19 protein-coding genes and 1 pseudogene are annotated in these 24,428 nt (G+C 66.3%); 9 read left to right on the forward strand and 11 right to left on the reverse strand.

Annotated features, from left to right (window positions below; genetic code table 11):
- Positions 1–37 precede the first annotated feature (37 nt).
- The gene (cyoA, locus tag A9J21_RS26310; RefSeq protein WP_066740874.1) at positions 38–1,096 is read right to left on the reverse strand and encodes a ubiquinol oxidase subunit II; all 1,059 of its coding nucleotides are present in this window, start codon (positions 1,094–1,096) and stop codon (positions 38–40) included.
- A 147-nt stretch (positions 1,097–1,243) separates the two neighbouring features.
- On the opposite strand from cyoA, the gene A9J21_RS26315 reads away from it, so the two are divergent.
- Positions 1,244–2,566, forward strand: a complete 1,323-nt coding sequence (locus tag A9J21_RS26315) for an MFS transporter (RefSeq protein WP_066740876.1) — start codon at positions 1,244–1,246, stop codon at positions 2,564–2,566.
- Here the strand turns inward: A9J21_RS26315 and cynR are convergent.
- The gene (cynR, locus tag A9J21_RS26320) at positions 2,532–3,437 is read right to left on the reverse strand and encodes a transcriptional regulator CynR (RefSeq protein WP_066740878.1); all 906 of its coding nucleotides are present in this window, start codon (positions 3,435–3,437) and stop codon (positions 2,532–2,534) included. The genes A9J21_RS26315 and cynR overlap by 35 nt on opposite strands.
- 104 nt (positions 3,438–3,541) lie before the next feature.
- Between cynR and A9J21_RS26325 the strand changes: the two genes are divergently transcribed.
- The gene (locus A9J21_RS26325) at positions 3,542–4,189 is read left to right on the forward strand and encodes a carbonic anhydrase (protein ID WP_066740880.1); all 648 of its coding nucleotides are present in this window, start codon (positions 3,542–3,544) and stop codon (positions 4,187–4,189) included.
- A 140-nt stretch (positions 4,190–4,329) separates the two neighbouring features.
- Entirely contained in the window at positions 4,330–5,301 is a 972-nt protein-coding gene (locus A9J21_RS26330) for a diguanylate cyclase (protein ID WP_066740882.1), read from the forward strand.
- 25 nt (positions 5,302–5,326) lie between these two features.
- Here A9J21_RS26330 and A9J21_RS26335 read toward each other — a convergent pair whose 3' ends face one another.
- Complete coding sequence (locus A9J21_RS26335) at positions 5,327–6,775, reverse strand: HDOD domain-containing protein (protein ID WP_066740884.1); 1,449 nt, start codon at positions 6,773–6,775, stop codon at positions 5,327–5,329.
- Positions 6,775–8,544 carry a bifunctional diguanylate cyclase/phosphodiesterase gene (locus A9J21_RS26340; protein WP_066740886.1) on the reverse strand — a complete coding sequence of 590 codons (1,770 nt, stop codon included), beginning with the start codon at positions 8,542–8,544 and terminating at the stop codon, positions 6,775–6,777. The genes A9J21_RS26335 and A9J21_RS26340 overlap by 1 nt, the downstream gene beginning before the upstream one ends.
- Positions 8,545–9,117: 573 nt before the next feature.
- Between A9J21_RS26340 and ilvA the strand changes: the two are divergent.
- A pseudogene (gene ilvA / locus A9J21_RS26345) lies at positions 9,118–10,110 on the forward strand (threonine ammonia-lyase, biosynthetic); the annotation flags it as partial.
- Between the two features lie 67 nt (positions 10,111–10,177).
- Here the strand turns inward: ilvA and A9J21_RS26350 are convergent.
- The gene (locus A9J21_RS26350) at positions 10,178–11,647 is read right to left on the reverse strand and encodes an MFS transporter (protein WP_066740887.1); all 1,470 of its coding nucleotides are present in this window, start codon (positions 11,645–11,647) and stop codon (positions 10,178–10,180) included.
- Positions 11,648–11,886: 239 nt separating this feature from the next.
- Here A9J21_RS26350 and A9J21_RS26355 point away from each other — a divergent pair, with 239 nt between their 5' ends.
- Complete coding sequence (locus A9J21_RS26355) at positions 11,887–12,645, forward strand: SDR family oxidoreductase (RefSeq protein ID WP_066740889.1); 759 nt, start codon at positions 11,887–11,889, stop codon at positions 12,643–12,645.
- A 15-nt stretch (positions 12,646–12,660) separates the two neighbouring features.
- On the opposite strand, the gene A9J21_RS26360 is transcribed toward A9J21_RS26355, so the two are convergent.
- Both A9J21_RS26360 and A9J21_RS26365 read right to left on the reverse strand, forming a co-directional pair.
- Positions 12,661–13,152 (reverse strand): ankyrin repeat domain-containing protein, encoded by a 492-nt coding sequence (locus tag A9J21_RS26360; protein ID WP_066740891.1) that lies wholly within the window; start codon positions 13,150–13,152, stop codon positions 12,661–12,663.
- Between the two features lie 121 nt (positions 13,153–13,273).
- Entirely contained in the window at positions 13,274–14,719 is a 1,446-nt protein-coding gene (locus A9J21_RS26365; protein WP_066740893.1) for a catalase, read from the reverse strand.
- Between the two features lie 334 nt (positions 14,720–15,053).
- On the opposite strand from A9J21_RS26365, the gene A9J21_RS26370 reads away from it, so the two are divergent.
- Positions 15,054–15,239 (forward strand): hypothetical protein, encoded by a 186-nt coding sequence (locus A9J21_RS26370; RefSeq protein ID WP_066740895.1) that lies wholly within the window; start codon positions 15,054–15,056, stop codon positions 15,237–15,239.
- On the opposite strand, the gene A9J21_RS26375 is transcribed toward A9J21_RS26370, so the two are convergent.
- Together A9J21_RS26375 and A9J21_RS26380 are read right to left on the reverse strand one after the other, a co-directional pair.
- The gene (locus A9J21_RS26375; RefSeq protein ID WP_231907046.1) at positions 15,209–16,381 is read right to left on the reverse strand and encodes a GGDEF domain-containing protein; all 1,173 of its coding nucleotides are present in this window, start codon (positions 16,379–16,381) and stop codon (positions 15,209–15,211) included. The genes A9J21_RS26370 and A9J21_RS26375 overlap by 31 nt on opposite strands.
- 73 nt (positions 16,382–16,454) lie before the next feature.
- On the reverse strand, positions 16,455–16,838 hold the full coding sequence (locus A9J21_RS26380) for a DUF3626 domain-containing protein (protein ID WP_066740898.1): 384 nt from the start codon (positions 16,836–16,838) through the stop codon (positions 16,455–16,457).
- A gap of 199 nt (positions 16,839–17,037) precedes the next feature.
- Between A9J21_RS26380 and A9J21_RS26385 the strand changes: the two genes are divergently transcribed.
- Both A9J21_RS26385 and A9J21_RS26390 read left to right on the forward strand, forming a co-directional pair.
- On the forward strand, positions 17,038–17,349 hold the full coding sequence (locus A9J21_RS26385; protein ID WP_066741197.1) for a hypothetical protein: 312 nt from the start codon (positions 17,038–17,040) through the stop codon (positions 17,347–17,349).
- Positions 17,350–17,490: 141 nt separating this feature from the next.
- On the forward strand, positions 17,491–18,156 hold the full coding sequence (locus A9J21_RS26390) for an alpha/beta hydrolase (RefSeq protein ID WP_066740900.1): 666 nt from the start codon (positions 17,491–17,493) through the stop codon (positions 18,154–18,156).
- 33 nt (positions 18,157–18,189) lie between these two features.
- Here A9J21_RS26390 and A9J21_RS26395 read toward each other — a convergent pair whose 3' ends face one another.
- Both A9J21_RS26395 and A9J21_RS26400 read right to left on the reverse strand, forming a co-directional pair.
- Positions 18,190–19,068, reverse strand: coding sequence for a MipA/OmpV family protein (locus A9J21_RS26395; RefSeq protein ID WP_066740902.1), 879 nt, complete (start codon positions 19,066–19,068; stop codon positions 18,190–18,192).
- A gap of 253 nt (positions 19,069–19,321) precedes the next feature.
- The gene (locus A9J21_RS26400) at positions 19,322–19,783 is read right to left on the reverse strand and encodes an ion channel (protein ID WP_066740904.1); all 462 of its coding nucleotides are present in this window, start codon (positions 19,781–19,783) and stop codon (positions 19,322–19,324) included.
- A gap of 182 nt (positions 19,784–19,965) precedes the next feature.
- Between A9J21_RS26400 and A9J21_RS26405 the strand changes: the two genes are divergently transcribed.
- Positions 19,966–24,288: a response regulator gene (locus A9J21_RS26405; RefSeq protein WP_231907048.1), complete on the forward strand. Its 4,323-nt coding sequence runs from the start codon at positions 19,966–19,968 to the stop codon at positions 24,286–24,288.
- Positions 24,289–24,428: the final 140 nt, after the last annotated feature.

Below are 24,428 nucleotides of genomic sequence, written 5' to 3' on the forward strand. Positions count from 1 at the left end.
AATCGGATTCGTGAAGGGGGTGGACCCGTGTTGCGCGTCAGCGCAACACCTGCCTGGCGTCATTGATCGCGGCATCCGGCGCGAACACCGGCGCCACGTCCGGTGTGTTGCTCGCGGTGCAGATTTCCGCGGACGGGTCGAACCTGGCACGGTTGCGATTCTGGTTCTGTGCCATGGTGTCCGCCATGCATGTCCCGCCCTCCACGCAGCGGTTCAGGATCAGCTTGTAGAGGTTGGGCTCGACGCTGGCATAGCGCTGCACCGGGTCGCTCTCGCTGGGCTTTGCCAGCTTCAGGTACGTGTCTTTTGACAGCGGCGTGCCCGAGGATTTCGCCTGCTGCACCCAGCGGTCGAAGTCCTCGTTCGACATGCCGTGGAACTTGAAGCGCATGTGCGAGAAGCCCGCGCCGCTGTAGTTGGCCGACATGCCCTCGTAGACGCCGGGCTTGTTGATCACCGCGTGCAGCTGGGTCTGCATGCCCGGCATCGCGTAGACCATGCCGGCCAGCGATGGCACGAAGAACGTGTTCATGACCGACGTGGCGGTGATCCGGAATGCGATAGGCCGGTCAACCGGCGCTGCCAGTTCGTTGACCGTGGCAATGCCTTGTTCGGGATACAGGAACAGCCACTTCCAGTCCATCGCCACCACTTCCACGGTCAGCGGTTTCACTTCGGCCGGTACCGGGCGGTGTTCGTCGATGCGGGTCAGGGGGCGGTAGGGGTCAAGCTGGTGGGTGCTGACCCAGGTCACCGCGCCCAGCGCGATGATGATCAGCAGCGGCGCGGCCCAGATTGCCAGTTCCAGCACCGTGGAATGGTCCCACTCGGGGTTGTAGGGCGCGTCCTTGGCGCTTTCGCGATAGCGCCACGCAAACAGCAGTGTCAGGCATATCACCGGCACGATGATCAGCAGCATCAGGCAGGTGGCGATGATGATCAGGTCACGCTGCCGCACGGCCATGTCCCCGGAGGGCGAAAGCAGTACGGCGTTGCTACATCCCGCAAGGCCCAGAAGCATGGCGATTGCGGCACTTCGCAAAAGCATCTTTCCCGTCACACGAAACGTAGGCACTGCAGCTTCGAAGCGTGGCATGGTGTTGGAAGTGGCGTTTGATTAACGTCGACGGCTGACTGACGCCGCAATCTTTCGATTTCCAATGGCAGTTTAGGCGCTATTCTTGTTACTGCGGGACTTTAAGTGCAGTACGACATTCCTTCCGCACTCGATGGAGACTCCACGATGGCCAGTCTGTCCCACCAGCATCGCGCGTCGCCGACTGCACCTCCGGCGCCCGGCCACCATGAGGTGGCACCTGCCGAAATCGCCACTGGCGTGGTGATCGGCCGGGCTTCCGAGTACTTCGACTTCTTCACGTACGGCATCGCCTCGGTGCTGGTCTTTCCCACGGTCTTCTTCCCGTTTGCCAGCGAACTGACCGGGCTGCTCTACAGCTTCACGATCTTCTCGTTTGCGTTTATCGGACGCCCGTTTGGAACGGGGTTGTTCATGCGAGTGCAGCGCCGCTGGGGGCGTGGCGTCAAGCTGACGGCGTCGCTGTTCCTGCTCGGCACCGCCACGGTGGGCATCGCGTTCCTGCCTGCGTACGCGTCGATCGGCAGTACGGCAATCTATCTGCTGGCGCTGTTCCGCTTCCTGCAGGGCATTGCGTTCGGCGGATCGTGGGACGGGCTGCCGTCGCTGCTGGCGCTCAACGCGCCCGAGCACAAACGCGGCTGGTACGCGATGGTGGGCCAGCTTGGCGCGCCAACCGGCTTCCTGGTGGCGGGCGGGCTGTTCCTGTTCCTGTACGTCAGCCTGACCCCGGCGGAATTCATCGACTGGGGCTGGCGCTATCCGTTCTACGTGGCCTTTGCCATCAACGTGGTGGCGCTGTTCGCGCGGCTGCGGCTGGTGGTTACGCACGAGTACACGCGGCTGCTGGAAGAGGATGAACTGGAGCCGATCAGCACGCTCCAGATGGTGAATGCGCAGGGCTTCAACATCTTCCTCGGTGCTTTTGCCTCGCTGGCCAGCTATGCGCTGTTCCACCTGGTCACGGTATTTCCGCTGTCCTGGGTCAGCCTGCACAAGACGCAGGAGATCAGTGACGTGCTGGCGATCCAGATCGTCGGTGCGGCCATTGCGTTCATTGGCACGCTGATCTCGGGCTGGCTGGCCGACCGCATCGGCCGGCGCACCACGCTGGCGACGATGGCGGTGCTGATCGGCCTGTTCAGCCTGGCCGCGCCGTGGCTGCTGGACGGCGGCGCGTCGGGCCAGGACACATTCATCCTGGTGGGATTCGGCCTGCTGGGCCTGTCGTACGGGCAGGCGGCAGGCGTGGTCACGTCCAACTTCGACACCAAGTTCCGCTACACGGGCGCCGCGCTGACCACGGACTTCGGCTGGCTGTTCGGCGCCGCATTTGCGCCGCTGGTGGCGTTGGGGCTGTCGTCGCTGTTCGGCCTGGTGGCCGTTACGCTGTACCTGCTGTCTGGGGTGGTGGGCACGTTGATTGCGCTGCGGATCAATCGCGCGCTGGGGACGCCCGACGACGCTTGAATTCGCTCAGCGCGAAGTCCACAAAGGCGCGAGCCGCGGCTGTGCGGTACGCGCCTTTTCTTTGCAGCAGCGCTGCATGGCGCGGCGGCAGCGGGCGCTCCAGCTTCAGGACGCGCAGGTCCGGCTGGCCTGCTGCGATGGCCGCCGGCAGCACCGTGGCGTGGCGGCCGCTGCGTACGGCATCCAGCACCGCGCTCACCGAGTTGGCTTCGAACGTGATGCGCGGCTCGATGCCCAGGCCGCCGAAATAGCGCGCGATATAGCCGCGCGTGGCAAATTCCCGCGTCAGCATCGCCATCGATTCACCGGCCAGTGCCGTCGCGCCCAATGCGGTGCGGCGCCGCGCCAGCGTGTGCGACGCGCCCACCATGTAGGCCAGCGGTTCGTCGATCAGTGGCGTGGCTTCCAGGTCCGGCAGGTGGATATCGTCGAAGGCGATGCCGATGTCGATGTCGTCGTCGGCCAGCAGCGGCTCCACGCGCTCCTGCGGCATCTCGCGCAGGCTGAGCGTGATGTTCGGGTACTTCGCATTGAATGCCACGATCAGCGGCGCCACCAGGTAGGGTGTGAACGTCGGCGTCATGGCAAGCCGCAGGTTGCCGCGCGTGAGTTCGCCCACGTCATGGATGGCGCGCTGCCCGGCCTCCAGGTCCTGCAGTGCGCGGCGCGCATGTACGTAGTAGGCCTGACCCGCATCGGTCAGCCGCACCGACCGGCCGCTGCGGTCGAACAGCGGTGCGCCCAGCGTGTCTTCGAGCTGGCGGATCTGTTGCGACAGCGTGGGTTGCGAGACGTGCAGCGTCTCGGCGGCACGCGTGAAGTTGCCGGCGTCGGCAACGGCCAGGAAGTAGCGAACGTGGCGCAGCAGCATGGAGTGGGTCAGCTATTGGTGTTGCCAATGGTTGGCATAATAATCCCGTCTTTGACCAATGGCGCGCGGTTCGACATGCTAACGGTTCAAATGGGGGGATTACCGTGAAAGACCTGATTCAAGGCATTCTCAAATTCCAGCGCGAGGAGTTCCCGAAGCTTTCCGCGCTGTTCCAGGAGCTGGCGACGCAGCAGAGTCCCAGCACGCTGTTCATTGCCTGTTCCGACAGCCGCGTGGAGCCCGCGCTGCTGACGCAGAGCGAGCCGGGCAAGCTGTTCGTGATCCGCAACGCCGGCAATATCGTGCCGGCCCATGCGGTGCAGCCAGGTGGCGTATCGGCCAGTGTCGAGTATGCGGTGGCCGGTCTCAAGGTGCGCGATATCGTGGTCTGCGGCCATTCGAATTGCGGGGCGATGACGGCGGTGGCCATGTGCCAGTGCCTGGACCACATGCCATCGGTGGCGGAATGGCTTGAACATGCCAGCGGCGCCCGCAAGATCAGCCTGGCACGGCCCCATGCATCGGATCGCGAGCGCGTGGACGACATGGTGCGCCAGAACGTGATCGAGCAGCTGGGCCATCTGCGCACCCATCCGTGCGTGGCCCAGGCGCTGGCGGAGCGGCGCATCGCGCTGCACGGCTGGTACTACGACATCGGCACCGGTGCAATCGACGCGCTGGACGGCAAGTCTGGCCGCTTCGTGCCGCTGGCCGAGCATCCTGAAGCCAACGCCACGGAGATGGCCGCATGAAGGTCCGTCGCATCGTTGCATGACAGGCCTCGCGCAACGGCCACAAAAGTGAAACAAACAGTACACGGTGCACGATTGCGCGGATTTGCCGTTAATGTGGTCATCAACGAAGACAGAAACCAGAAACGGTCGACAAGCTTATGCAGTTGCCCCCGATTCCCGCCAACGAAGCGATCCGCCTGGCGACATTGCGGTCGCTCAACGTCCTCGACACCCCGCCTGAGGAACGTTTCGACCGCCTGACGCGCCTTGCCAAACGCCTGTTTGGCGTGCCCATCGCCGTGGTCAGCCTGGTCGATGCCAATCGCCAGTGGTTCAAGTCCTGCGAAGGGCTCGATGATTCGGAAGCGTCGCGCGACACATCGTTCTGCGGTCACGCCATTTGTGGCGACGACATCCTGCTGATCCCCGATGCCACGCAGGATCTGCGCTTCCACGACAACCCGCTGGTCACCGGCGAGCCGCATATCCGCTTCTATGCCGGCCGGCCGTTATCGGCGCCCAATGGCGCCAAGATCGGCACGCTGTGCCTGATCGACCGCAAGCCGCGCGGTTTCGACGACGAAGACCGCGCGTTGCTGCACGATCTGGCGCAGATGGCCGAGCAGGAACTGGCGGCCGTGCACATGGCTACCATGGACGAGCTGACGCTGCTGTCGAACCGGCGCGGCTTCACGGTGCTGGGCCAGCACGCGATCGAGCTGTGCCGGCGCCTAGGGCGGCCCGCCACGCTGGTGTTCTTCGATATGGATGGCTTCAAGCCGATCAACGACCGCTTCGGTCACGCCGAGGGCGACCGCGCGCTGTGCGCGTTTGGCGCGGAACTGCGTGCCGCGTTTCGGGAATCAGATGTCGTGGGGCGTATCGGCGGCGACGAATTCGCCGTGCTGCTGACCAATGCCGATGAGAACGGCTGCCAGGATGCCTTGGCCCGGCTTCAGTTGCAGCTCGATGCCTGGAACGCGCGCAACCCCCTGGGGTATGCATTGCAGTTCAGCGCAGGGGCGATTGCCTTCGACCATCTGCGCCACGGCAATATCCAAGACCTGCTGGCCGAGGCGGACGCGGCCATGTATGCCAACAAGGCCGCGCGCAAGGCACAGCGCCACTGACAGCGGACAGGGTGGGCGCGCAGGATTAGCGCGGGCGCGGCGGGGTGCGGTCGGGCGCTGCGCGCATGACGCCGGCGGCGATCTCGCCGGTCAGCGCATCGATGGCTTCGAGTTCGGCCTCGCCGATCACCACCGGCATGCGTGCGGCGCCCCAGTCGCCATAGATCATGGCGATGCAGCGGTTGCGGATCTTCACCGGAGCCAGCAGCACCGTGCGGGCGTCGGGCAGTGCATCGCGATACCAGCGCGGCATGCGGTGCGCCATCTCCGCGTCGAACGTATCCTCGATCAGCAGCGGCTTTGCCGACAGTCCGGCAAAGTGGAACACGTCGGGCACGAAGCCTTCCTCGAATGACAATGCGGGCAGCGCCTCGCGCATGCCGTCGCCAAAGCCCAGGCGCGCATGGAAGCGCCGCGTGGTGGGGTTCAGCATCATCAGGAAGCAGCGCGAGAAATCGAGAGCGCGCATGCTGGTTTCGAGCACCATCGGCGCCAGCTGCGAGACCGTCAGGCCGGCGCCTTCGCGTCGCACTTCGGCCAGACCCGCCTGCAACCGCTCCAGGACGTTTACCGGCTGGGGGCCGTGCGGGGCACCGCCGTCTGTCGGCGTGGCGGCTTCCGATTCGGTGATCGACGTGCTGAGTGCCTCGGCCTGGCGCACGGCCACGCTGACATCGCCGGGATTCAGGCCCAGCATCTTGGCATGCGTGTTGAGCAGCGTCTCCACGGACGCCTCGTTACCCTCGCGCACCATCGTGACGGCGGCTTCCGCCGACACATGGGCGATGGCCGACAGCCAGTCCGAATGCGTTTCAAGCACGGTGTCGGCGGACAGCGTGCGCGGCTTCATGGCGTGCGCGATCAGGCCCGGCAGCCGCCATTTGCGCGCTGCCGCCTCGGCGATGTCTTCCAGCGACACCCCCAGCACCTCCAGCGCGGCCTCGTTCTCGGTCATCGGATGCGCGGCGCACATGGCCTCCACGCGCTCCCATTCGTCCGGGAAGTAGAACACCAGCAGCAGGCGGCTCATGTGGTGCATCAGCGTGCAGACCACCGCTTCCTCGCCCTCGTTGATGCCGCGCGCCTGGGTCAGCGCACGCGTGATCTCGCCGGCCACCAGCGCACGCTGCAAGGCCTTCAGCGCCTGCGGGCGCTTGGGCGCCACGCCGTGGAAGTAGTCCAGCAGCTGGATGCCGAGCGTCAGGTGGCTGATGGCTTCCACGCCCAGCACCAGGATGGCGCGGGAGACCGTGGTGACCTCGCCGCCGAAAGACCGGTACATGGCCGAGTTGGCCAGCCGGATCACCTTCTGCGACAGGCTGAAGTCGGACAGCACGCTCGTTGCCATCTCGCCGACGGTCAGGTCGGCGTTGAGCGTCTTGAAGATGTTGTCGACGCAGTACTGCAGCGTGGGGAAATCCCCCTGCTGCGCCATCCGTGCCCACAGGGTCTCGAAGAACTCCGTCTTGGACATCAGGACGCCACCCGCTGCGTGAACACTTCGCCGTGGCCCATGATGAGCTTGCCGTCCAGCACCGCGTTTTCGAAGTCGGACGGGCTCAGGGCGCGCGCATAGCGCCATCCCTGCACCAAGTCGCAGCCCTGCGCGGCCAGCAACGCGCCCTGTGCGTCGGTCTCGACGCCCTCGGCAATTGCCACCAGGCCAAGCTCGCGGGCCAGCGACAGCACCGCCGACACGATGGTGCGCGCGTGCGGGGAGTCGAGCATGTCGGCCACGAAGCTGCGGTCCACCTTGAGCGCGGACAGCGGGAAGCGCCGCAGGTAGGACAGGCTCGAATACCCGGTGCCGAAGTCGTCCACGGCAAAGCGGATACCCAGCGCGCGCAGCGACAGCAGCAGGCGCTCGGCGGCCTGCGGGTCGGTCATCAGCGCGCTTTCGGTGATTTCCAGCACCAGGCGGTCGGCGCTGATGCCGGCGTCCTGGATCGCGCCGCGCACGCTGTCGTAGAAGTTGGGGTGCAGGAACTGCACGGCCGATACGTTCACCGACATATGGCCCACGCGGATACCCTGGGCATCCCAGGCGGCCAGCTGCGCGCAGGCGCAGCGCAGTGCCCACGCGCCCAGATGCTTGATCAGGCCGTTCTTCTCCGCCACGGGGATGAACACGTCGGGACGGATGTACTCGCCGGCGTGCTCCCAGCGCATCAGCGCCTCCACCGCGCAGATCTCGCCGGAGGCCGGCCACACGATGGGCTGGTAATGCAGCAGGAATTCGCCGTTCTGCACCGCCTCGAACATGCTCTGCTCGATCCGGAACTGCTCGTCGAGCCGGCGATCCAGTTCGGGCGAATAGACGCAGTAGCGGTTCTTGCCCAGCGCCTTGGCCTCGTACATTGCCAGGTCGGCGCGGCGCAGCCATTGCGATTCGCTCTGCGGGGCTTCGGTCGAGAACGCCAGGCCGATGCTTGTGGTGATCCGCACATGGCAGCCGCCCAGCAGGAACGGCTGGCGGCATACGTGAATCACGCGCTCCAGGATACGCACGGCGTCGGCCTCGGACTCCAGGCCGTCCATCAGCAGCACGAACTCGTCGCCGCCAAGGCGGGCCACGCTATGGTGCGTGCGCACGGTGTCCTGCAGCCGCCCGCCCACTTCCTTGAGCAGCGCGTCGCCAAATTCATGGCCCAGGGAGTCGTTGATGTTCTTGAACCCGTCCAGGTCCATCAGTGCCAGCGCGAACGACTGCCGGGACGCCGGGCCGGACGTGTATTCCTCGATCCGCTTGCGGATGAAGGCGCGGTTGCCCACGCCCGTCAACGGATCCAGGAAGGCACGCTCGGTCAGTTGCCGCTCGGACTCCACCCAGTCGGTGATGTCGTGGCCGAACAGCAGCAGGCTGGCCACGCCACCGGCGGCACGATGATGGCTCACGCGCAGGTCGATCCAGCCCGGGCCGCCGCCGCCCACCACCCGCACACGCTCGCGCCGGGCGGCGTGATCCTGCGCACAGCCCTGCAGCATGCGCGCCACGCGTTCGCGCGATTCCAGCGCGATCAGGTCGAGTACGGAGGTGTGCAGCAGGTAGTCCAGCGGATAGACCAGCAGGTCGGCCGTGGTTTCGGTTGCTTCGAGGATGCGGCCCTGGGTGTCGACCCGCATGGCCAGCGCGCCGGAAGCCTCCAGCAACGCCCAGGCCTCGTCCCCGGCAGGGGTGGCACCGGCCAGCCGGCGATCGGCGGGCTCGGGTGCCAGGGCGACATCGTATGCAAGCGCGGTCATGTATCTGTTATGCCCGAAGTCCCGTGGACGCAGGACAGATATCGGATGGATTCTTGTGAAACTAAAGCGCCGGTTGCCCGTGGGACAAAACCAGTCCGGGTGGGATATCCAACCTGGAACATGACCTCTGGTTTGAAACGGGACCGGACGTGACGACAACGGCGATTCTAATACGAGCTAGCGTCCGCCTGAACACCGCATGGAGAAACGGATTGCGGGAATCGGCGCGGCTGCAACACGGGGCCGGGGCCGCCGTGCGGCCGGACATCGTCGGGATTGACACAATATGCATAAATCCGTGACACTCGCTGCCATGACCTGTTCCGGCCTGAACATCATCGCGATTATTCGCACCATTCCTCGAATGGTGGGTTAGCGCGCGTCCGGAACAGACAACAACCCGCCCAACGAGGCGGGTTTTTTGTGGCCGCCTCCTGGGGACCCCCCGACTTCAGACAGGAGCGTTCCATGCCGCAACCCACGGTTCCCGCCGTCCCCGCACCCCCCCGGTACCCCGCTGCCGGCGCTGCTTCTTCCGCGTCTTCTTCGCTTCTGCGCGCAGATGCCGAGGCGATCGACGCAGATGACTACCTGAGGCGGATCCTGACGGCCCGCGTCTACGACGTGGCGCGCGAAACGCCGCTCGACCTGGCGCCCGCGCTGTCGGCGCGGCTGGGCCACCAGGTCTGGCTCAAGCGCGAGGATCACCAGCCCGTTTTCTCGTTCAAGGTGCGCGGCGCCTACAACAAGATGGCCAACCTGCCGGCCGATGCGCTGGCGCGCGGCGTGATCACGGCATCGGCCGGCAACCATGCCCAGGGCGTGGCGCTGTCGGCGGCGCGGCTCGGCGTGCGGGCCGTGATCGTGGTGCCGCAGACCGCGCCCGAGGTCAAGGTGGATGCCGTGCGGGCCCACGGCGGCGACATGGTGGAGGTGGTGCAGGCTGGCGAGTCGTATTCCGACGCCTACGACCACGCGATGGCGATGCAGCGCGAGCAGGCGCTGACTTTCATCCCGGCCTTTGACGATCCCGACGTGATTGCCGGCCAGGGCACGGTGGGCATGGAAATCCTGCGCCAGCACCGCGGCGCGCTTGACGCCGTATTCGTGCCGATTGGCGGTGGCAGCCTGGCGGCCGGCGTGGCGGCCTATATCAAGGCGGTGCGGCCTGAGGTGCAGGTCATCGGCGTGCAGACCGAGGATTCGTGCGCGATGGCGCGCTCACTGGCCGCCGGAGAGCGCGTGACGCTGGATTCGGTGGGGTTGTTTTCCGATGGCACGGCGGTCAAGCGCGTGGGCGAGGAGACCTTCCGGCTCTGCCGGCATCTGCTCGATGGGGTGCTGACCGTGGATACCGATGCGCTATGCGCGGCCATCAAGGACATCTTCCAGGACACCCGGAGCCTGGTGGAACCGGCTGGCGCGCTGGCCGTGGCGGGGCTGAAGCAGTATGCGGGCCGCCAGCCGCAAGGCACGCGGCAGGCGCTGGTGGCGATCACGTCGGGGGCGAACATGAATTTCGACCGCCTGCGCATCGTGGCGGAGCGGGCCGAGGCCGTGGAGGCCGCCGCCCGCTAGGGCATCCACGCCAGCCGGCGGCCCGGGTTGCCCGGGCGCTGGCTGGCGGTCGATATCAGGACTGGAAGTCTTCGGCGTCCACGTCGTAGTTGGCCGGCTCCCAGCGAATCGCCAGCAGTGCCACCAGGCCCGCCAGCGGTGCCAGGGCGATGACCCAGAACACCTTGGTGGACAGCGCGGCGGCCAGCACCGGGAACAGGAACAGCGACGCGGTGGAGCTGCCGCGCATCAGCGTCTGGTTGAAGCCCACGCCCACGCCGCGCAGCGACGTCGGGTAGCTCAGCGACGCATAGGTCATGGTATGCGCGCCCGGGCCAAAGCCCTGGCCCAGCAGGAACAGCGCCAGGAACGAGATGGCAATGACCACTTCCACGCCACCGGCGGGCTTGCCCACCAGGGCCAGGCCCACCAGCGCGGCCAGCTGGAACGCGTAGCCGGTGACGGTCAGCTTCCAGGCGCCGGTCTTGGGCACCAGGTGCACACCAATCAGGCCACCGACGAAGGCGAACAGCAGGTTCAGCGCCAGCGACACCAGGATGGTGGTCAGCATGGTCTGCGCCAGGAAGCTGGCGATGATCACCGGCAGGCCGAAGGCCACCGCGTTATAGGCAAACGACGATGCAATCGACATGACCGTGGCCAGCACGGTGCGACGCGCGTACACGCCCTTGAGCAGCAGGCCGTAGTTGCGCCACGACGCCGGGCGCTTGGGCGGTTCCACCACGGCATCGGGGGCCACCTCGGCATCGATGCCATACGACTTCCGCAGGATCCTGGCGGCACCCTGGAGGTCGCCCTGGTTGGCCGCCCACACCGGCGATTCGCTCATGTAGCGGCTGCGCACGGCAATGATGATCAGCGCCGGCACGGCGCCGAAGCCAAGGATGATGCGCCACAGCAGGCCGCTGTGCGATTCCGGCAGGATCGAGTAGCAGCCCAGCACCAGCAGGTACGAGACGCAGATCGCCGCATACCAGGTGGGGCACCACATCGCCACCCGTGCGGCCTTGTTGCCGTGTCCCTTGAGCTTGGAGAACTCGGCCAGGAAGGCCATGGCCACCGGCAGGTCGATACCGACGCCAAGGCCCATCACAAAGCGGGCGCCGGCCAGCACATACTCGTTCGGTGCCAGTGCGCAGGCGATGGCGGCGATCACGAAGCAGAGCATGTCGGCCATGAACACGCGGTAGCGGCCGATACGGTCGGTGAGATAGCCCCCCAGGAACGCGCCGACAATCGCACCAAACGTGATGGCCGAGGCCACCATGCCGGTGCCAGCCGGTGTCAGGCCGAATTCCCTGGTGACGTCCTTCAGGCCGAAGGCCAGGGCGCCCAGGTCATAGGCGTCCAGGAAAATGCCGCCCAGCGCGATGGCTACCACGATGCGGGCGTTGCTGACGGCGGCGCCGCCATCGTTGACGAGCCGCGCCACATCGGCGGCGGAACGAATAACGGCCTTGGACGGCGCGGCCGTCTGGGCGGAAGCCTGTGCACCGGCGGGCGACAGGGCGAGATCGACTGACATTTGTATTTGTTCGAGGGCGCTGGAAATGGGAAGGCGAGCGCCTCCCAGCACTCGCCCAGTCAGCGTCGAATCGTACGACAACCGCATCGCCAACCCAAATGCATTATTGTTATATCTTTAAAACGGCACCTGCCGTGCCCAAGAGAAACCTGGGCCGCATGCCCCAGTGCCTCGCCGTGTGTTGTACGATGACCATCATGTCAGCACTTGCTTAACCATCGAGAACGGAGACACCGAGCATGACAAAGCGGGCAAAGGTCGCATTGGTCACAGGCGCAGCGCGCGGCATCGGCAAGGCGGTGGCCCAGGCCATGCTGGCCGACGGCTATCAGGTAGTGCTGGCGGGCCGCACCGCCGAAACGCTGGAAGCGCTGGCCGAACAGGCCGGGGCGGCGGGGCAGACGGCGCTGGCCGTGCAGTGCGATGTCAGCAATCCGGCGTCGGTGGATGCGTTGTACGAAAGAGTGCGCCAGCGCTTTGGCCGTCTGGATGTGCTGTTCAACAACGCTGGCATCAACGCGCCGGCCATCGGCATCGACGAACTGTCGTTCGAACAGTGGAAGGCCGTGCTGGATACCAACCTGACCGGCGCATTCCTGTGCGCCCGCGGCGCCTTTGCGCTGATGAAGGCGCAGGACCCGCGCGGCGGCCGGATCATCAACAACGGGTCGATCTCGGCCCATGCGCCGCGCCCGAACACGGTGCCCTACACCGCGACCAAGCATGCCATCACGGGCCTGACCAAGAGCCTGTCGCTCGATGGCCGCGCCTATGACATTGCCTGCGGCCAGATCGATATCGGTAACGCGGGTACCGACATGGCAAACCGCATGGCGCGCGGCGTGCCGCAGGCCAACGGCGAAATCCGGCCGGAACCGCTGATGGACGTGGCGCATATCGCCAGTTCGGTGCTGCACATGGCTAACCTGCCGCTCGACGCCAACGTGCAGTTCATGACCGTGATGGCGACGAAAATGCCGTTCGTCGGGCGCGGCTGACCGGCTATCCGCGAATCACTGTGCCGGCCGTCCCGTGCGGCCGGCCATGAATGCGGCGGCGTCGGCCGCCGTCATGCCGCGTTCGTCGCGTGCCTCCGGATCGGCGCCGTGGCGCTTCAGCAGTTCGACGATCTCCGCACGCTGGAACATCGCCGCCACCATCAGCGCCGTGCGGCCGTCGGGCGATGCACCTTCGACGTCCGCCCCATGCTCCAGCAGGATTTCGATGATTTCCTGATACCCCTTGTAGGCGGCCCCGGCAATCGGCGTCTGTCCCATCGCGTTGCCCGTGTCGGGTGACGCGCCGGCGGCCAGCAACATGCGCAGTGCATCGGCATGGCCGTGATAGGCGGCCAGCATCACCAGGCTGTCGCCCTTTTCGTTACGCAGGTTCGGTGGCATGCCGCGTTCGATCAGCGCCGCCAGCGCGGCCACGTCGCCATTGCGCGCCAGGTCGAACACCTGGCCCAGCGCGGCGATCATGCGGGCTTCTTCATCGGCGGTCATGGTGGGGGCTTGGGTTTGATCCATCTGATGCTCTCGTCTTGCAGTGGTAGAGAGGGCGGGACGCGCCCGCCCTCTGCCCCGGGCCTCTCCCGTGGGCGGGAGAGGCAAACGCCCAGGGGGCTTACTTCGCTTCGATCTTCTCGATTGCAGCCGCGACACCGGCGCCGTAGGCGGGGTCGGCCTGCGTGCAGTGCAGGATGTGGCGCTGCTGCACGGGCTTCGACACGCCCTTGATGGCGCGGGCCGTGTTGTCGAACAGCGTCTGCTGCTGGGCCGGCGACATCAGGCGGAACAGGTCGCCTGCCTGCGAGAAGTAGTCGTCGTCGACACGGTGGTTCCAGTGGTCGGCGGCGCCTTCGACCGACAGCGGCGGCTCACGGAAATCCGGTTGCTCGGCCCACTCGCCGCGCGTATTGGGCTCGTAGCCAATGGTGCCGCCCGCGTTGCCGTCGGTGCGGCCACGGCCATCCCGGTGATAGCTGTTGACGTACTTCGCGGCCTTCGGCGAGTTCACCGGAATCAGGTGATGGTTCACGCCCAGGCGATAGCGCTCGGCGTCGCCATACGAGAACAGGCGGCCTTGCAGCATCTTGTCCGGCGAGAAGCCGATACCCGGCACGATCGTCGACGGTGCAAACGCGGCCTGCTCCACCTCGGCGAAGTGATTCTCCGGATTGCGGTTCAGTTCCAGCACGCCCACCTCGATCAGCGGGTAGTCCTTCTTGGACCAGACCTTGGTCAGGTCGAACGGGTTGTAGCGATACTTGCCGGCGTCAGCCTCGGGCATGATCTGCACGAAGAGCTTCCAGCGCGGGAATTCGCCGCGCTCGATGGCTTCATACAGGTCGCGCTGATGATATTCGCGGTCGCGGCCGGTCACTTCGGCGGCCTCGGCATCGGTCAGGTTCTGGATGCCCTGCTGGGTCACGAAGTGGAACTTCACCCAGTGGCGCTGCATGTCCTTGCTGATGAAGCTGTACGTATGGCTGCCGAAGCCGTGCATATGGCGCCAGCTGCGCGGAATGCCGCGGTCGCTCATCACGATGGTGACCTGGTGGAACGCCTCGGGCAGGCTGGTCCAGAAGTCCCAGTTGGTCTCGGCGCTGCGCATGCCGGTGCGCGGGTCGCGCTTCACGGCGTGGTTCAGGTCGGGGAATTTGAGCGGGTCGCGCAGGAAGAAGACCGGTGTGTTGTTGCCCACCAGGTCCCAGTTGCCTTCCTCGGTATAGAACTTCATGGCGAAGCCGCGAATGTCGCGCTCGGCGTCGGCAGCGCCGCGTTCGCCGGCCACCGACGAGAAGCGCAGGAAGAGATCGGTCTTCTTGCCGATCTCCGAGAACAGGTTGGCGCGCGTGTACCTGGTGATGTCGTGCGTGACGGTGAACGTGCCATAGGCGCCCGAGCCCTTGGCATGCATGCGGCGCTCGGGGATGACTTCGCGGTCGAAGTGGGCGAGCTTTTCCAGGAACCAGACATCCTGGAGCAGGGCCGGGCCGCGCGGGCCGGCCGTCTGGATGTTGTTGTTGTCGACGACGGGCGCGCCGAAAGCGGTCGTGAGCTTTTTCATTGGATTCCTTGATGCAGACGGCAAGGCCTGATGGGCCCTGCCTGGACGTTTGTGGGTCTGACTAGGCTGACACCGATGGCGCGATGCACCGGCGGAAGTCGATTTAACTATCGCAGATGGACTGCGACAAGTCATATCGTATTGATCAATGACTGCGATAGGCCATCAGACTTTTAGGTTACTGAATTAAGAGTTTTGCTATGGAATGTATGCTGTCGTCCAAAGGCCGATCACCCTTTTGACACGAATTTGATATTGCCGAGTCGGATCTTTTCAGTAACTGGACGACGGAATCCGTAGGCTGGAGACATGAACAGACAGCCAGGAGCCTGCCATGACGATATGGATGGCGTTTCGGATCGGGATTGCGGTGATTGCCCTGTTGGCGCTGATCGCGTTGTTCGTGTGCCAGTACCGGCTGTCGTCCCGCGTGTCGTGCCCGGTGTCGCGGCGCGGGCCCGTGCGCAGCGGCCCGGACGGCGACGGGCTTCAGTCGTCGGACGTGGCGAACTGGAACTGACCCTTGCCCTGGGCCTTGGCCCGGTACAGGGCGCGGTCGGCCAGGTGCAGGATATCGTCGGCGGTCAGGCCTTCGGGGCGCACGTGTGCAATGCCGATGCTGACGCCGAGCCGGGCCTCGTGGCCGGTGGACAGCAGATAGGGTGCGCTCACTTCGCGCAGCAGGTCATGCGCCAGCGCCTGCACGCTCTGCGTGCTTTCATTGCGTAGCACGATCACGAATTCGTCGCCGCCGATGCGATAGACCAGGCCACGGCCCGGCACCGCGCCGCGCAGGCGCTCGCCCACGCGGATCAGCAGTTCGTCGCCGCTGCCATGGCCGAACGAGTCGTTGACCGGCTTGAAGCCGTCCAGGTCCATATACAGCAACGTCAGGTAGCGGCCGGCGGCCATGCGATGGACGCTGGCTTCGCGGATCTCGGCAAGCAGGCTGGACCGGTTCAGCAGCCCGGTCAGGGAATCGTGGCGGGCCCGATGGGCGTTTTCGCGCTCGGAGCGCATGGTCGCCACCACCATCGCATTCATGCGAAACGACGCGCTGGTCATGCTGATGACATAAACCGGCAACTGCAGCAGCGTCAGCAGGAACAGCGGTTCGTGGGCCACCAGCGCGCCCGCGCAGATCGGGCCCAGGCTCAGCAGGATCATCAGCGCCGTCATGCGCGGCGCGCCATAGTTGCGAAAGCACATGCCGCCACACATGGCCGCGGCCGACAGGCACGCCATGGCGGCGCTGAGCCAGTCGCCGCTGACCACGCTCAGGCAGGCACCCAGGCCGACACTGGTGGCCCAGGCCAGCGTCAGGCACATGTGCCAGTCGGTGGGGGTTGGGCGTCCGGCGCGCGAGGCGCGGCGCGCGTGGAACAGCACCATCACACGCGACAGGCAGATGAGGATCTCAAGCCCCAGCCACGCCACGAATTCCGCGCGCCGCAAATGGAGCGTGATGACCATCGCCACCATCAGCGTATTGATAATGCCGCCGAAGAAAATCGATAGCGTGCCGAACAGGCTGCCGACCAGCGCCTCGCGGATTTCGGCAGGCACGTCCCGGCCGGGCTCCGCGAGCCAGCGCGTGAAACGCCAGCGCGGCGCAGTGTAGACCTGGCCCGACAGGAACATTGGGGAATAGCGTTGCGTCATTGCCCATGCATTCTGCCAGAGCCACGTTACGCCGCAGGCACCGGGAAGGGGGGTATTTCCACGGGGGGTGGCGTCAACGGAACCCCGGATGCCCGTTGCGATTGCCAAAGCGGGCCCGGCAATGCCACACCGTCTTGAGGTTCTGCGGGTCATGGCGGCCGTTGCGTGCGGCGGCGCCGATCGTGGCACGGGTCAGCTGGCCGGGCCCGGCCAGGGCGGTTGCCAGCGTCGCCATGGCGGGCCCGCGATAGTCGATGTGGCGGTGCAGCATGCCGGCATCGGCCCAGAACCCGGCAGGCCATTCCACGGCCCAGGGCAGGGCCCGGGCGGCCCGGTCGTCCAGAACGTCCGCGGCCAGCCGTGCGACCAGGTTCATGCGGTCGGCCACGCCGAAATGCCGGGGCAAGTAGACGCTGTCCGGGTAGCGGAAGAGAAGGTCCTGCGCTGAGTCGGACATCGGCAAACGGCCAGTCGGGGGGGCGGCTGAGGGTTGTGCGGGGCATCCGCCACGTCAATCCGGCACGTCATCTTCGCACCGAACGAAACCCGGAAAAAGCGGCGCTGGCGCGGCCCGCGGGGGCTGGCACGGCAGGTTTACCGTGCCTTTTCGGACTGCGCTTATATCCTTACAGGAAAACAACGTGCAGGAGACAATGATGCAAGCGAGGTTTGCGCGGGGCATTGCGCAGACGCCACTGACCGTGGCGGCCCGGGAATATCCGCTGGCGGAGGAGGCCGCCATGCCCGAGGTCGGCGATCTGGTGACCGTCTACAGCCAGGACCTGGAGACCGAGTTCAACATCCGCCTGAATGCCGTGGCGGGACCCGATCTCTGGTATGGCGTGATCTATGCCATCAATCGCGGCGCCGAAATGCTGGTGGTGGCCGAAGGGCTGGAACTGGACGACGTGGTCAGCGTGCGGCGCCAGGAAATCGCGTCGGTCATCCGGGCCGATCATTCGCATTGATGCTCGCGGCGGGGCCGGTGCCAACCCGGGCAGCCGTCCCCCGACGTTGCCGGCCGGGTCTGGCCGGGGGTATGCTGCGCATGCACAAGTGCCCGCACGCGTTGCCGGGCATGCCCACTTTCAGCCTGTCACCGCCTTTCAATGTCTTCGTCTTTCACGACTGCAGCATCCTCCCGCCAGTTCATCGCAGGCCCCGCCGGACAACTTGAAGTCCTGGTCGATCCCCCGGACGCCGCGCCGCGCGGCATTGCCGTGGTGGCCCATCCGCACCCCAGCCAGGGCGGCACCGCCGAGCACAAGATTCCCCAGCTGCTGGCCCGCGTGCTGCAGGCGCATGGCTTCCTGACGCTGCGGCCGAACTACCGGGGGGTGGGGCAAAGCGAGGGCCAGTACGACGATGGCAATGGCGAAACCGACGATGTGCTGGCCGTGATCCGCCAGTTGCGGGCCGAACATCCAGGCCTGCCGCTGGCGCTGGCCGGCTTTTCGTTCGGTGGCTTTATCCAGGCGCGCGCCGCCGCACGGCTGGCGGCGGACGGCGAGTCGGTTGCCCACCTGATCCTGACCGGCATGCCGACCGGCGCGCTGTCTGAAACGCTGTCCTACGATACCCCCGCCGTGCCGGCCCTCTCGCTGGTCGTGCATGGCGAGCGCGACGAGCGCGTGCCGCTGGCCAATATCTTCAACTGGGCGCGGCCGCAGGAATTGCCGGTGGTGGTGTTGCCGGGCGCGGGCCACTTCTTTACCGGCAAGCTGCCGGGGCTGCGCCAGGTTGTCGATGAATACCTGAGCCGGCCGGAAGCCTGACGGTCACGGCCGGCGCTGCCCGGGCGGGCAGGGTCAGAACTGGTAATTGATCGAAATATCGCCAGTCCAGCTGGTGGAATGCGAGATCACCGGGCTGTTGCGGGCATCGCCAACCAGCGCGGACACGCCCACGTCGGCCGTGGTGAACCAGTGCTTGCCGAAGAACCACATGGCCGAGATACCGCCACCGTAGGACTTGATGCCCGCCCCGGCATGGTGTTGCGGCAGGCCCGACCGCGCCGACTGCTCGGCCGTGACGCCATACCAGCGGCTCATGTAGGCCGAATCGGCAAAAGTCATGGTGGGGCCCGCGAACCAGAAGAATTTCTCGTTGCTGCCCGGCAGCGGCATGTAGGCGCCGATGTCACCGATCACGCCGTTGGCGCCGCCGAACTGGCGCCGCACATTGCCGCGGATCACCAGCGGAAATTCCTTGGAAATCACGTACTCGGCGAACAGCTTCGTCTCTGCCGCCATGCCGATATTGCCGAGCCCGCCCAGGTGGTCGTGGTCGTGTTTCTCGCGGCGGCCGAAATCATAGGTCAGCGCAATGCCGGCGCGCAGGTGATTGGTATGGATGATGTTCCAGCCCAGGCCTTCGCCCGTGGACAGGAAGGCCAGGTCGCGGTAACGGATATCGATGACCGGGCCGGCCAGCACGTAGTAGTTGCTGGTGCCCTCGTAGTACGGCCGGATGCTGGCGGCGGCCCCCACGCGCACTTCCCATTTTTCGGGCTCGCCTTCGAACATTTTCTCCAGCGGAACCCCCACCGAGTACTGCCATTCGGCCAGCGGCGCCGGGGTCTGGGCCTGGGCGCGCGGCATGCAAAGCAAGGCCAGGACGGCCAGCAGTGCCAGCGCCAGCCAGCGGCTCAGGGGCGCGCGGGCTGCCATCGGGGGCAGTTGGGGCATTCGGGGAAAGGGGACGCGCCACGACGGCTGGCTATCCGGGATGGTCGACACTTGATTCTCCGGTCTTCTTGTTACCCCGTTGCCGGGGCGGAATCGACTTCTAACGGGACAACGGTCCATCTGGATGACGGCAACTTATCTTTTCACCGGAGACTGCCGCCGGCAACTTCCCGCAATCCCACAACCGTGTAGGAAGGACGCCGATTTCGGCGTCAGCCAATGGTGCCTACCATGCAGCAGGGGGAATGCGCGTCTAGTCGGTGGCATCGAGTTCGTCGCCACGCCAGTCGCGCCGCATGATCAGGAACGTAAACGACGTCGACCATCCGATCAGGATCAGGCCCACCAGCGGCTGCACCGAAGCCAGCAACCGCAGGGGCCCAATCGGGACGATATCGCCAATGCTCTGTGTGGTGAACGTTTCCAGCGAGAAATAGATATAGGCGATGGCACCATGTTCGCGCATGCCGGTCAACTTGCCGATGTTCAGCACGTCGGTGCCGAGCCAGTAGCCGGCGCTGAACACCATGGCCTCGATGCAATGCGTGATGATGATCAGGACGATCACCGCGCCGATATTGAGCTTGCCGCTGAGCCGTTTCGGGTGGAATTCCGAGACCAGGCGCAGCGCCTCGTAGTGGATGCCGACGCTCAGCACGGTCAGCGTGCCGGTAAGCGCTACGGCAATCAGGAATTGGAGTGGCGTGTCATCCATCGCAGGCATTGGGCGCTGGTAGAAGGCCAGACTATACGGCGGCTGGCCCGGTGTAAATGTATCGGGGGTGGTGCCGCGTGTGAGCGAACGGATACAAGACAGGGTTGTCGCCGGCGGCGCGCGCCGGGGAAAATCGGCATGGGCCGCCCTGGCGGGCCATGGGGGACGGGGGGAGAACTGCAATGACGCATGCGGACGGCAGTGTGCCGTCGACGAATTTCGATGGGGGAGCCTTGGGTTTCCTGGCCGGTGCCGGCGAGATGGCGGCGCTGATCCGGCAGTTCGACTGGAATACCACGCCGCTGGGCCCGCCCGAGCAATGGCCGCAAAGCCTGAAGACGGCCATCCGCATCATGCTGACGTCGCGCCAGCCGATCTGGATTGGCTGGGGCGCGGATCTGCTCTTCTTCTACAACGACCCGTACAAGGCGATCATTGGCGGCAAGCACCCGGTGGCGCTGGGCCGTCCGACCGCCGAAGTCTGGCGCGAGGTGTGGCCGGACATTGGTCCGCTGCTGGCCACCGCCATGACCGGCGTGGAAGGCACCTTCGTCGAGCAGAAGCTGCTGATCATGGAGCGCAACGGGTACCCCGAGGAAACGTACTACACGTTCTCCTACAGCCCCGTGCCCGACGACCACGGTGGCACCGGGGGCATCATCTGTGCCAACAGCGACGACACCGAGCGCGTGGTGGCCGAGCGGCAACTGAACCTGCTGCGCGAACTGGCGGCGTCCGCGACCAACGCACGCAGCGGCGTCGACGCCAGTCGGCTTGCCTTGAGCGCGCTGCAGGTGAATCCCTGGGACATTCCGTTCGCGCTGCTGTACCTGGGCGGACGCGGGGCCGAAACACTGGCGCTCACGGGCAGCACCGGCATCGGCAGCGACCATCCCGCCGCGCCACAGACTCTGGATGCCGCCGATCCCCTGGCGGCCTGGCCCGCCGGCGAAGCGATGCGCACGGGAACGCCGGTGCGCGTCGATGCCCTGGAAGGCCGGTTTGCCGGGGCCCTGCCGCGTGGCGCATGGCAAATGGCGCCGCGCGCGGCGATGGTGCTGCCGGTGCAACTGTCGGGCGAGAGCGCACCCAGCGGCGTGCTGGTGGTCGGGCTGAACCCGTGCCGCCTGTTCGGTGACCGCTACCGGGCGTTTCTGGACCTGGTGGTGGGGCAGATCGCCCAGGCCATCAGCTACGCCCATGCCTATGAGGAAGAACGGCGGCGCGCCGAGGCGCTGGCCGAGATCGACCGCGCCAAGACCACGTTTTTCTCGAATATCAGTCACGAATTCCGTACGCCGCTGACGCTGATGCTGGGGCCGCTGGAAGAAATGCTCCATCGCAGCAATGGGCCGGACGGCGATCGCGCGCTGGCGGAGATTGCCCTTCGCAACGGGCAGCGGCTGCTCAAGCTGGTGAACGCATTGCTCGACTTCTCGCGCATCGAGGCCGGACGCGTGCAGATGTACCCGCAACCCACCGACCTGGCCGCTTTCACCGCCGACCTGGCGTCGCTGTTCCGGTCGGCCGTGGAATCGGCCGGCATGCGGCTGGAAGTCGACTGCCCGCCGCTGCCGGCAGCTGTGGCGGTGGATCGCGAGATGTGGGAGTCGGTGGTGCTGAACCTGCTGTCGAACGCGTTCAAGTACTCCTACACGGGCGAGATCGCGGTGAAGCTGGAGACGCTCGGTTCCGGCGAGGTGGCGTTGTGCGTCAGCGATACCGGCATCGGCATTGCCGAGAACGAGCTGCCGCGCCTGTTCGAACGGTTCCACCGGGTGGCGGGCGCGGTCGGCCGGTCTATCGAAGGCAGTGGCATCGGCCTGGCCATGGTTCAGGAACTGGTGCGGTTGCACGGGGGGCGGATCGACGTGCAGAGCACCCCGGGCAAGGGGTCGCGCTTCTGCGTGACGTTGCCGCGAGAGGCCAGCGTGACGGAACCGGCGGCAAGCCCGGCGGCCACCAGCGCACGGGCGCTGGCATATGCGGATGCCGCCAGGCGCTGGGTGCCCGGGGCCGACGACGTGTCGGCACCGCAAGTCATCGAGGAGATGGCCGGGGCTGGCGCCAGCGCCGACGCCGCCGATGTGCGGGGCCGGCTGCTGGTGGCCGACGACAATGCCGACCTGCGCAACTACATGCACCGCATCCTGCAGGCGGCGGGCCATCAGGTGCATGTGGCGGCGGACGGCCAGGAGGCGCTGGACATGGCGCGGCGCATCGCGCCGGACCTGATCGTCTCCGATGTGATGATGCCCAGGCTCGACGGCTTCGGCCTGTTGCGCGGCGTGCGCGACGACGCGGTACTGCGGCAGACCGCGGTGCTGCTGCTGTCGGCGCGCGCGGGGGAGGAGGCGCGGGTCGGCGGCCTGGCGTCGGGTGCGGATGACTACCTGATCAAGCCATTCAATGCGCGCGAACTGCTGGCCCGCGTCGCCAGCAACCTGCGGCTGTCGCGGCTGCGTCGCCAGGCCCAGCGCGAGCTGCAGGACATGAACGATTCTCTCGAACGCCGCGTGGCCGAGACCGTGGCCGACCGCGACCGGCTGTGGGAACTGAGCGAAGACCTGCTGATGGTGATCGGCGCCGACGGCATGCTGGAGCGGGCGAGCCCGTCATGGCGACGGTTGCTGGGCCACGCGGCGGACGTGGTCATCGGCCGCTCGTGCATGGTGCTGGTGCATCCCGAAGACCTGGTGCCGGTGACCGAGCAGATGCTCGCCCTGCAGGAGGAGGGTCTGCCGGTGCGCTACGAATGCCGCATGCTCTGCGCCAATGGGGCCGAGCGCTGGGTGGCCTGGACGCTTGCCATCGATCCGGCGAACGGGCGCATCCACGGTGTGGGCCGTGACGTCACCGGCGACAAGGCGGCAGCGCAGGCACTGCGGCATGCCGACGAAGCGCTGCGCATGGCGCAGAAGATGGAGGCCATCGGCAAGCTGACCGGCGGCGTGGCCCACGACTTCAACAATCTGCTGCAGGTGATTGGCGGCAACCTGCATCTGCTGTCGCGCGACGTGGCCGGCGACGACCGCTCTGAAACGCGCGTGCGCAACGCGCTGGCCGGGGTGGCGCGGGGTGCCAAGCTGGCGTCGCAACTGCTGGCGTTCGGCAGGCGCCAGCCGCTGGCGCCGAAGGTGGTCAACCTGGGCCGCTTCGTGCGGGGCCTGGACGACATGCTGCGGCGGGCGCTGGGCGATGGTGTCGAGATCGAAACCGTGATCGGCGCGGGGTTGTGGAATACGCTTATCGACCCATTCCAGGTGGAAAACGCGCTGCTGAACCTGGCGATCAATGCGCGCGATGCCATGAACGGCCACGGCCGGCTGACGGTGGAAGCCGGCAATGCATCGATCGATGACGTCTATGCGCGCCGCAACGCCGATGTGGCGCCGGGCCAGTATGTGATGCTGGCCGTGACCGATACGGGCGCGGGCATGCCGCCGGAGATCCAGGAGCAGGTGTTCGAGCCATTCTTCACGACCAAGCCGGAGGGCCAGGGCACGGGCCTGGGCCTGAGCATGGTGTATGGCTTCGTGCGGCAGTCTGGCGGGCACGTGAAGATCTACAGCGAGGTGGGGGTGGGCACCACGGTGCGGCTCTACCTGCCGCGCGCGGACGAGCCGGAAGACCTGGAAATCGAGATCGACTGCGGCCCGGCCAGCGGAGGAACCGAAACCGTGCTGGTGGTGGAAGACGACGAAGACGTGCGCACCACGGTGGTGGAGATGCTGGCCGGCCTGGGCTACCGCGTGCTGAAGGCGCGCGACGCCACCAGTGCGCTGGCGATTGTCGAAAGCGGCGTGCCGATCGACCTGCTGTTCAGCGACGTGGTCATGCCGGGGCCGCTGCGAAGCACGGAGATGGCGCGCAAGGTGCGCCAGCGCCTGCCGGGCATTGCCGTGCTGTTTACGTCCGGCTATACGGACAATGCCATCGTCCACACCGGCCGGCTCGATGCCGGCATCGAACTGCTGAGCAAACCGTACACGCATGAGGCGCTGGCGCGCAAGGTGCGCCAGATGCTGATGAGCGGCGGGGCGAAGCTGGGGCCGGCTGACGCGGCGGCAGCGTTGCAGGTGGATGGCATGCAGACGCCGGCGGCGGACTTGTCCAACGGCATGGTCATCGAGATGCCCCGGCACCAGCGTGTGGTCTTTGTCGAGGACGACGACCTGCTGCGGGCCAGTACCGCGGAACTGATGCGCACGCTTGGCATCGACGTGATCGAGGCGCGCAACGATGCCGAGGCCATGGCCGCGCTGGGTGGCAACGGTATCGACGTATTGCTGACCGATGTGGGGCTGGGCGGCGTGTCGGGTGTGGATCTGGCGATCGACGCCTGCCGGCGGTTGCCGGCGCTGCGGGTGATCTTCGTGAGTGGCTACGAAGTGGTGCTGACGCCTGCGCAGCGTGCCGCGTTGCCGAACGCGGTCATGCTGCGCAAGCCATATGCGTTGACGGACTTCATCAACGTGCTGCAGGCCCGCCCGGCGGGCGGGTAATACAACCTGTGGCGGCTCAGAGGGCCGAGGCGACGAGTGCCGCCGCGGCACCGCTGGCGGCACTCAGTGCCAGCCATCCGCCCAGGATCAGGGCGCTGTTGCGGAAAGACATGATGGGCTCCGTGGAGAGAGTGCCGGAG

Source organism: Cupriavidus sp. D384, assembly GCF_001652915.1.
GTDB lineage: Bacteria > Pseudomonadota > Gammaproteobacteria > Burkholderiales > Burkholderiaceae > Cupriavidus.

What these genes read in the sequence shown, in the direction of transcription:
- cyoA (WP_066740874.1), bottom strand. Translation starts at nt 1,096, where the DNA reads ATGCCACGCTTCGAAGCTGCAGTGCCTACGTTTCGTGTGACGGGAAAG.
- A9J21_RS26315 (WP_066740876.1), top strand. Translation starts at nt 1,244, where the DNA reads ATGGCCAGTCTGTCCCACCAGCATCGCGCGTCGCCGACTGCACCTCCG.
- cynR (WP_066740878.1), bottom strand. Translation starts at nt 3,437, where the DNA reads ATGCTGCTGCGCCACGTTCGCTACTTCCTGGCCGTTGCCGACGCCGGC.
- A9J21_RS26330 (WP_066740882.1), top strand. Translation starts at nt 4,330, where the DNA reads ATGCAGTTGCCCCCGATTCCCGCCAACGAAGCGATCCGCCTGGCGACA.
- A9J21_RS26335 (WP_066740884.1), bottom strand. Translation starts at nt 6,775, where the DNA reads ATGTCCAAGACGGAGTTCTTCGAGACCCTGTGGGCACGGATGGCGCAG.
- A9J21_RS26340 (WP_066740886.1), bottom strand. Translation starts at nt 8,544, where the DNA reads ATGACCGCGCTTGCATACGATGTCGCCCTGGCACCCGAGCCCGCCGAT.
- A9J21_RS26350 (WP_066740887.1), bottom strand. Translation starts at nt 11,647, where the DNA reads ATGTCAGTCGATCTCGCCCTGTCGCCCGCCGGTGCACAGGCTTCCGCC.
- A9J21_RS26355 (WP_066740889.1), top strand. Translation starts at nt 11,887, where the DNA reads ATGACAAAGCGGGCAAAGGTCGCATTGGTCACAGGCGCAGCGCGCGGC.
- A9J21_RS26360 (WP_066740891.1), bottom strand. Translation starts at nt 13,152, where the DNA reads ATGACCGCCGATGAAGAAGCCCGCATGATCGCCGCGCTGGGCCAGGTG.
- A9J21_RS26365 (WP_066740893.1), bottom strand. Translation starts at nt 14,719, where the DNA reads ATGAAAAAGCTCACGACCGCTTTCGGCGCGCCCGTCGTCGACAACAAC.
- A9J21_RS26370 (WP_066740895.1), top strand. Translation starts at nt 15,054, where the DNA reads ATGACGATATGGATGGCGTTTCGGATCGGGATTGCGGTGATTGCCCTG.
- A9J21_RS26375 (WP_231907046.1), bottom strand. Translation starts at nt 16,381, where the DNA reads ATGACGCAACGCTATTCCCCAATGTTCCTGTCGGGCCAGGTCTACACT.
- A9J21_RS26380 (WP_066740898.1), bottom strand. Translation starts at nt 16,838, where the DNA reads ATGTCCGACTCAGCGCAGGACCTTCTCTTCCGCTACCCGGACAGCGTC.
- A9J21_RS26385 (WP_066741197.1), top strand. Translation starts at nt 17,038, where the DNA reads ATGCAAGCGAGGTTTGCGCGGGGCATTGCGCAGACGCCACTGACCGTG.
- A9J21_RS26390 (WP_066740900.1), top strand. Translation starts at nt 17,491, where the DNA reads ATGTCTTCGTCTTTCACGACTGCAGCATCCTCCCGCCAGTTCATCGCA.
- A9J21_RS26395 (WP_066740902.1), bottom strand. Translation starts at nt 19,068, where the DNA reads ATGCCCCAACTGCCCCCGATGGCAGCCCGCGCGCCCCTGAGCCGCTGG.
- A9J21_RS26400 (WP_066740904.1), bottom strand. Translation starts at nt 19,783, where the DNA reads ATGGATGACACGCCACTCCAATTCCTGATTGCCGTAGCGCTTACCGGC.
- A9J21_RS26405 (WP_231907048.1), top strand. Translation starts at nt 19,966, where the DNA reads ATGACGCATGCGGACGGCAGTGTGCCGTCGACGAATTTCGATGGGGGA.